Annotated in this window: 5 protein-coding genes; 2 read left to right on the top strand and 3 right to left on the bottom strand. The window is 38.5% G+C overall.

Annotation, left to right across the window (positions count from 1 at the left end):
* Nucleotides 1-156: 156 nt before the first annotated feature.
* The 3 genes from MLE14_RS21630 to MLE14_RS21620 form a co-directional block, all read right to left on the bottom strand.
* A complete protein-coding gene (locus MLE14_RS21630) occupies nt 157-570 on the bottom strand; it encodes a CoA-binding protein (protein WP_243300475.1) in 414 nt (137 codons plus the stop codon).
* Nucleotides 571-599: 29 nt separating this feature from the next.
* The gene (locus tag MLE14_RS21625; protein ID WP_243300474.1) at nt 600-1,439 is read right to left on the bottom strand and encodes a putative bifunctional diguanylate cyclase/phosphodiesterase; all 840 of its coding nucleotides are present in this window, start codon (nt 1,437-1,439) and stop codon (nt 600-602) included.
* Between the two features lie 207 nt (nt 1,440-1,646).
* Nucleotides 1,647-3,401 carry a glycosyl hydrolase family 18 protein gene (locus tag MLE14_RS21620; protein WP_243300473.1) on the bottom strand — a complete coding sequence of 585 codons (1,755 nt, stop codon included), beginning with the start codon at nt 3,399-3,401 and terminating at the stop codon, nt 1,647-1,649.
* 309 nt (nt 3,402-3,710) lie between these two features.
* Here MLE14_RS21620 and MLE14_RS21615 point away from each other — a divergent pair, with 309 nt between their 5' ends.
* Together MLE14_RS21615 and plsY are read left to right on the top strand one after the other, a co-directional pair.
* Nucleotides 3,711-4,700: a metal ABC transporter solute-binding protein, Zn/Mn family gene (locus MLE14_RS21615; RefSeq protein WP_243300472.1), complete on the top strand. Its 990-nt coding sequence runs from the start codon at nt 3,711-3,713 to the stop codon at nt 4,698-4,700.
* Nucleotides 4,701-5,148: 448 nt separating this feature from the next.
* Nucleotides 5,149-5,748 carry a glycerol-3-phosphate 1-O-acyltransferase PlsY gene (gene plsY, locus MLE14_RS21610; RefSeq protein WP_243300471.1) on the top strand — a complete coding sequence of 200 codons (600 nt, stop codon included), beginning with the start codon at nt 5,149-5,151 and terminating at the stop codon, nt 5,746-5,748.
* The last annotated feature ends 363 nt before the right edge of the window (nt 5,749-6,111 follow it).

Below are 6,111 nucleotides of genomic sequence, written 5' to 3'. Positions count from 1 at the left end.
GATTTTGCCTCCGGCTTCCTTCAGATTCCACCTCACGATGGACACCCTTGCCTTTAGCTAACAGTTCCTACTGCCAAGCCTGTAGTGGACTTTCACCACCAAGTTATAGCCCATGCCGGGCGCACCAAAAATAACCTGCTCTTTAGCCAGAGCAGGTTACTTTGTCAATGCGTGTTCAACTTTAATGCATCGGTCCATAATCACAGTGTATCCCTTTGAACGTAAATCATGAAATACCTGTTCATCGTACACTCCAAGCTGTGCCCAAAATACGTCTGCGTCAATTTCCTCAAATTCTTTAGCTACATCCTTTAAAAATTCAGATCGTCTAAACACATTGACTATATCGATTTGCCCTTCGATATCTTTTAGCGAGGGAACTGCTTTAACACCAAGTGTTTCAGTAATCGCCGGGTTAACCGGAATAATCTCATAGCCTGCTTTTTGCATGGCTTCAGACACCATATACGAAGTCCTTTCCGGATTATCACTTAAACCAACGACAGCAATTCGTTTTGCTTTTTTTAAAATTTCCTTAATCTCACTTCTGTCTGGATTTTCAATCGCCATTCAAATGAACCCCTTTCAAAAATGATTTCCTAAACAGCAGCTGGCTTTCTAAAAAATTGGGTTTCAAATTCATGCACCGGGATTGGCTTATGTTTAAAAAACCCTTGCAGGGTATGACATCCATGATTTTTCAGAAAATCATACTGCTCTTTACTTTCGACTCCTTCTGCTACAACTTTCATTCCAAGCTCATATGCCATTTGGATTAAGCCGCGAATAATAATTGATGCGTTCTTCTCATTCGGCAATTGCCAAACAAAGGAGCGATCGATCTTTAACGTATCCACAGGGTATTGCGTTAAATAGGTTAAACATGAATATCCTATGCCAAAATCATCTAAAGCAATTTGAATCCCAAGCTTTTGCATACACTTTAAATTTTTTAATACATGATGTATATTTTGCAGCTGAACTCTTTCTGTAATTTCAATTTCAAGCTGATTGGGAAGCACTTCTGATTGCTTTAATGCCCGTTTAATTGATTTAATAAATTGTGAACTTTGCAGCGTATCTGCTGAAACATTTACAGAAATCTGAAACTGCTCAGATAAACCGAGTTTATTCCAAACGCCAATTTGGCTGATCACTGATTCTAGCATCCACGTATCGATCATCTGAATTAATCCGCGTTTTTCCAAAAGAGGGATGAATTCACTTGGAGAGATTGGCCCTTTTTTAGGATGATTCCATCTTATTAGCGCTTCAGCTCCTACTACCTTTTCATCCGTGAAGCTATATTTGGGCTGCAGATAAAAAGTAATATACCCATTTTGAACAGCTTTCTTCCATTCTCTAGAAAGAATCGCATTTTTTATACTTTTACTTAGAAAAAAAGACCTCTCCTGTTTGAAGATTTCGAAAATACACATTGGAAGAATTCCTTTCGCCTGTCATCACAACTGTATTCAAAAACTGAATCTGGGCCTGACTATACTTTAAATATACCATATTTTTCATGGGATTGGATGAAATTTGATAAATATTTCGTAAAAGCAAAGGTTAGATTCGAAGGATTTTTTGCCAAATACAAAAAGGAAGACCCTTGAAAAGAGTCTTCCGCCATAAACATCATTATATCAGATTTCCTCATCTGTCTCTTCCATCTGTAATGCCGTCCAGGCTGTTTCATCGGCAAAGTAACGGGACCATGTACCGATTCCGGCTAATCCGTATTTTTCTGCTAGATTTGCTCTTTTTTCTAATGAAACAGCATCCTCTAGCCACATTTTATAGATAATACCTGTAGTTTGATCGGCCCACTCTACATAGTTTTGCCCAGAAACCGGGTCATATATTGGAGTTATGCCTTTAGAATCTACCCATTCTTTGGCTTCTGCCATCGATAAAGCCTCAGAACTGACCTGAACTCCCTCTGCCGTCATTTCTTCCTTCCAGAGTCTTGTATATAAAGGAGCTCCGAGTAATAGACGGTCAGGAGGTACGACTTCTAATAATTTTTGGAGATTTGATTCTACCCATGGCAAACTAGCGACACTTCCTGCAACCGGTGATGTGCCCCAATGCTCGTCGTACGCCATCACAATTAAATAATCGACCAGATCAGCTAATTTATCCCGCTCATAAAAGGCAGACCAGTTTCCGCTTGTAGAAATAAACGTAATATCCATTGAGAGTACAAGACCTGCCTCATGAAAATAAGGTGCTGCCTCACGAACAAATTGTGTCACAAGAGGTCCATCCTCCTGATTCACATTCTCGATATCCAGGTTAATTCCATCTAAATCATAAAGCTGACTGAAATGAAGCAGCTGTCGAATTACATACTGTCTTTTTTCGAACGTTTTAAAGACTTCATGCGTCAGAGCTGGATCAAAGGAATTGGAGAAAAGTCCCCAAACCTGATAGCCTTTTTCATGGGCCCAGTTGGAATATTCAATGGAACCCAGATTGGCAAGATCGCCATTTTCATTTGCCAGACTGAACCATGTTGGTGAAACTACATGAACCCCAGGCATGTCAGGGAGCTGGTCCGTATTGGGGTTTTTTGTATAAACCGCTTCCCACGTTAAATGGATTGGTTCATCAATCTGGAGCGGTTCCGCAAATTGCCGCTCTTTCTCAACACTTACTTCAACCATATTGCCAGCATTGACAAACTCTTTTTCAATATAGCCTGCAACACCTTGTTGATTGCGAGCCAAATAAAAGTCTTCTGTTTCCTCTTCAATCCGAACGGTTTCCCCTGCTTCTACCTCAGCATAATAAGGACTTCGGTAAGTAGGCTCAGCTCTTAATTTTTTATAGGCTTCTCTGGGAATTTCCTCTTTAATTTGCGCAGTTCTATATGTTTCCCCATCCTGTTCGATCCAAACGAGACCGCTCTCTTCCAAAATTGATACTTTGATAGGGTAGAAATGTTCTACTATATCAAGTGAAAGATATGGTTCATTATCCTTGATATGAAAAACAGGCATTCTTAATTCTACCGGCTCTTCATTAATGAAGTAGGTTAACGAATTGGATGGCATTTGAACCACTTTATCGGTTGTGGTTAAAATGATAGATTGTGAAGCTTCTTCATAATATAAGGATTGATCAATTTGTGATTGTACAAAGGAAAAAGGCAAATAAATGGACCCATCCTGTATCAGCGCATTTCCATGCTTCTGCTGATTGAACAGAATTGGATTTTCACCTTCAAAATAAGCTGCTTCCTCCTCAGAAGCAAATGGGTAACCTATATATATAGTAACCAAAATGGTGCATAACAATAAAAATAAAACCAGTCCTGTCCAAAACAAGGAACCTCTTCTTCTTTTTTTCACCGATCTTGGTTCCAATTGAGGTTCGGACATTTGAAGCTCAGACATGGATTCCCTCCTCCCTTCTATTATCCTAGCGAAATTCTGTAGAAATGAAAAGACAATTTAATTAGAGGATTAAATTGGAGATAGTGTAAACATGTCTAGTAAGTACTTCTATACAATTATGAAAAAACATAAACAATTATATTTACAATCTCAAAAATCCATGCTACATTATAAATCGGAATGATTACGATATATTTTTTATTTAACAAATCGGAATGATTATGATTTAATCACATATATTTTTTAGTATGTAAATCAGAATCATTACGATTATTTAAACTATTCATGAAATTCTGGAGGTAAAACCACATGAGAAAAATATGGATCCTATCCTTCTTACTGATAAGCATCGCTTTGTTAAATGCCTGCAGTACGAATTCAGCAACCACTGAAGATGGTAAACTAAAGATTCTGACTACCATATACCCGCTTGAAGACTTCACCAAAAAAATCGGCGCAGATTTAGTTGAAGTAAAATCAATCTACCCGGCTGGTGTTGACGTGCATACGTTCGAACCAACATCTAAATCTATGATTGAAATTGCGGAATCAGACCTATTTATTTATTCTGGAACTGGAATTGAAGCATTTGCAGAAGATGTCGTCAATTCAATGGAAAATGAAGAGGTAAAAATGGTGCCAGCTGGCGAAGGACTTGCTGTAGAAGCAGAACATAATGAGGAAGAAGCCCATTCAGAAGAAGAACATGCTCATGAAGAAGATCAAGGTCATGAAGATGAACACAGTCACGAAGATGAACATGGTCATAATCATGGTAATCTAGACCCTCACGTTTGGATCGATCCAATTTTATCGATTAAGATGGCGGAGCAAATTAAGAATGAATTAGTTGCAGCATTACCAGAAGAAAAAGCAACTTTTGAAGAAAATTTCAATCAATTAAAGGCTGAATTGGAAAGTCTTGACGAAGAATTCAATCATGTAATCAGTAATGCGAAAACGAAAAAAATGATTGTCTCACACGGTGCCTATGGTTATTGGGAACGCAGATATGGTCTGGAACAAATTAATATTTCAGGTCTTTCAACTACACAGGAACCATCCCAGAAGCAATTAGAAGAAATTATTGAAATAGCTGAGCAAGAAAACATCCACTATATTATTTTTGAACCAAACACCTCAACCTCATTGGCAGAAGTGGTGCAAAAGGCAGTCGGTGCGGAGATACTTTATTTAACGGATGCCAGTACACTGACTGATGAGGATAAAGAAAGTAATGAAGATTATTTTTCGATTATGAAAAGAAATATTGAAACATTAAAAACAGCCTTAAATTAAAGCGGATTTTTATCCGCTTTTTTGTTTTGTATTTCTATAAGCAATCTACTCCTTGACCTATTTACATGGTACAATAGAAAAGAGTTCGCTTTCAGAGCGTTATAGAGAGCAATGACTCAACTTTTGGAGATTATTACTGGGCAAGGCTGATCGCTATAGGATATAGAATCTCTTATCTGTGACAAAATCAAGGATTTTCTAAATTAGCGGACGCTGGGTTCCTTAATTAGGAAAAATCATGAAGTTTTTGCAAAGAATATGGGCAAATAACGGAACATAGGTCCTAAATTTTCTAAAATGGACATTTTTGTTAAAATAATGGATTATATGTCCGCAAAGAAACACCGCAGACAAATTTGCATCGTGCCCAATTATAATTCTTGCCGAATCCCATCCAAAAGTCGTCGACTTGATAAAAATTGGATTTTGAAATGAAAGGAAACAAAGCATGACTGAAATTTTATTGGTAATTGCTGCTTATTTGTTAGGATCGATTCCGTCAGGATTAATAGTAGGCAAAGTATTTTATAATACTGATATTCGCGAGCATGGAAGCGGCAACTTAGGCGGGACTAATACCTTTCGCACACTTGGTGTAAAAGCAGGGCTCATAGTGACCATTTCAGATATCCTAAAAGGAACATTAGCTACTGCTCTTGCCTTTTGGTTTCCTTCGGATTTACATCCGCTCTTAATTGGATTATTTGCGGTTGTAGGTCACATGTACCCAATATTTGCAGGCTTTAGAGGCGGAAAAGCAGTTGCCACATCTGGAGGTGTCCTGCTCATGTATAGCCCGATCTTGTTCTTGGTACTGCTCGTGTCATTTATCCTATCCCTATACATAACTAAAATCGTTTCATTATCTTCAATGATCGCAGCTTTAGTAGCTCTCGCCTATTCTCTTTTTACTCAGGATATTCCGTTAATATTAGTAGTACTGGCTTTAGCGACATTCGTAATTTATCGCCACCGAGCTAATATTAAACGGATTATCAATAAAACAGAGCCGAAAATAAAAAGGATGTCGAAAAAGAAGGACCGGTAATAGTCAATACCGGTCCCTCTTTTATGTGCGCCCAGCATGGGTGCAATCTATAGGGTGAAAGTCCCGAACTGTGAAGGCAGAAGTAACAGTAGCTTAACGCAAGGGTGTCCGTGGTGACACGGAATCTGAAGGAAGCGAGCGGCAAACCTCCGGTCTGAGGAACACGAACTTCATATAAGGCTAGGTATCATTGGATGAGTTTGCATAACAAAACAAAGTCCTTTCTGCCAAAGATGATACAGAGTAAATGAAGCAGATATTTGGAGGGAAAGATTGCACTCTTACCTGGGGAGATCTGACTGGAAAGCCAAGTACTCTTGGTAACCTATCTAGCGATAGATAGCTGAACAGTTAGAAGTCAGC

The organism is Bacillus litorisediminis (assembly GCF_022808645.1).
GTDB classification, from domain to species: domain Bacteria; phylum Bacillota; class Bacilli; order Bacillales; family JC228; genus Bacillus_BF; species Bacillus_BF litorisediminis.
This window is presented reverse-complemented; position numbering and strand designations above follow the sequence as displayed.

What these genes read in the sequence shown, in the direction of transcription:
- MLE14_RS21630 (WP_243300475.1), bottom strand. Translation starts at nt 570, where the DNA reads ATGGCGATTGAAAATCCAGACAGAAGTGAGATTAAGGAAATTTTAAAA.
- MLE14_RS21625 (WP_243300474.1), bottom strand. Translation starts at nt 1,439, where the DNA reads ATGTGTATTTTCGAAATCTTCAAACAGGAGAGGTCTTTTTTTCTAAGT.
- MLE14_RS21620 (WP_243300473.1), bottom strand. Translation starts at nt 3,401, where the DNA reads ATGTCTGAGCTTCAAATGTCCGAACCTCAATTGGAACCAAGATCGGTG.
- MLE14_RS21615 (WP_243300472.1), top strand. Translation starts at nt 3,711, where the DNA reads ATGAGAAAAATATGGATCCTATCCTTCTTACTGATAAGCATCGCTTTG.
- plsY (WP_243300471.1), top strand. Translation starts at nt 5,149, where the DNA reads ATGACTGAAATTTTATTGGTAATTGCTGCTTATTTGTTAGGATCGATT.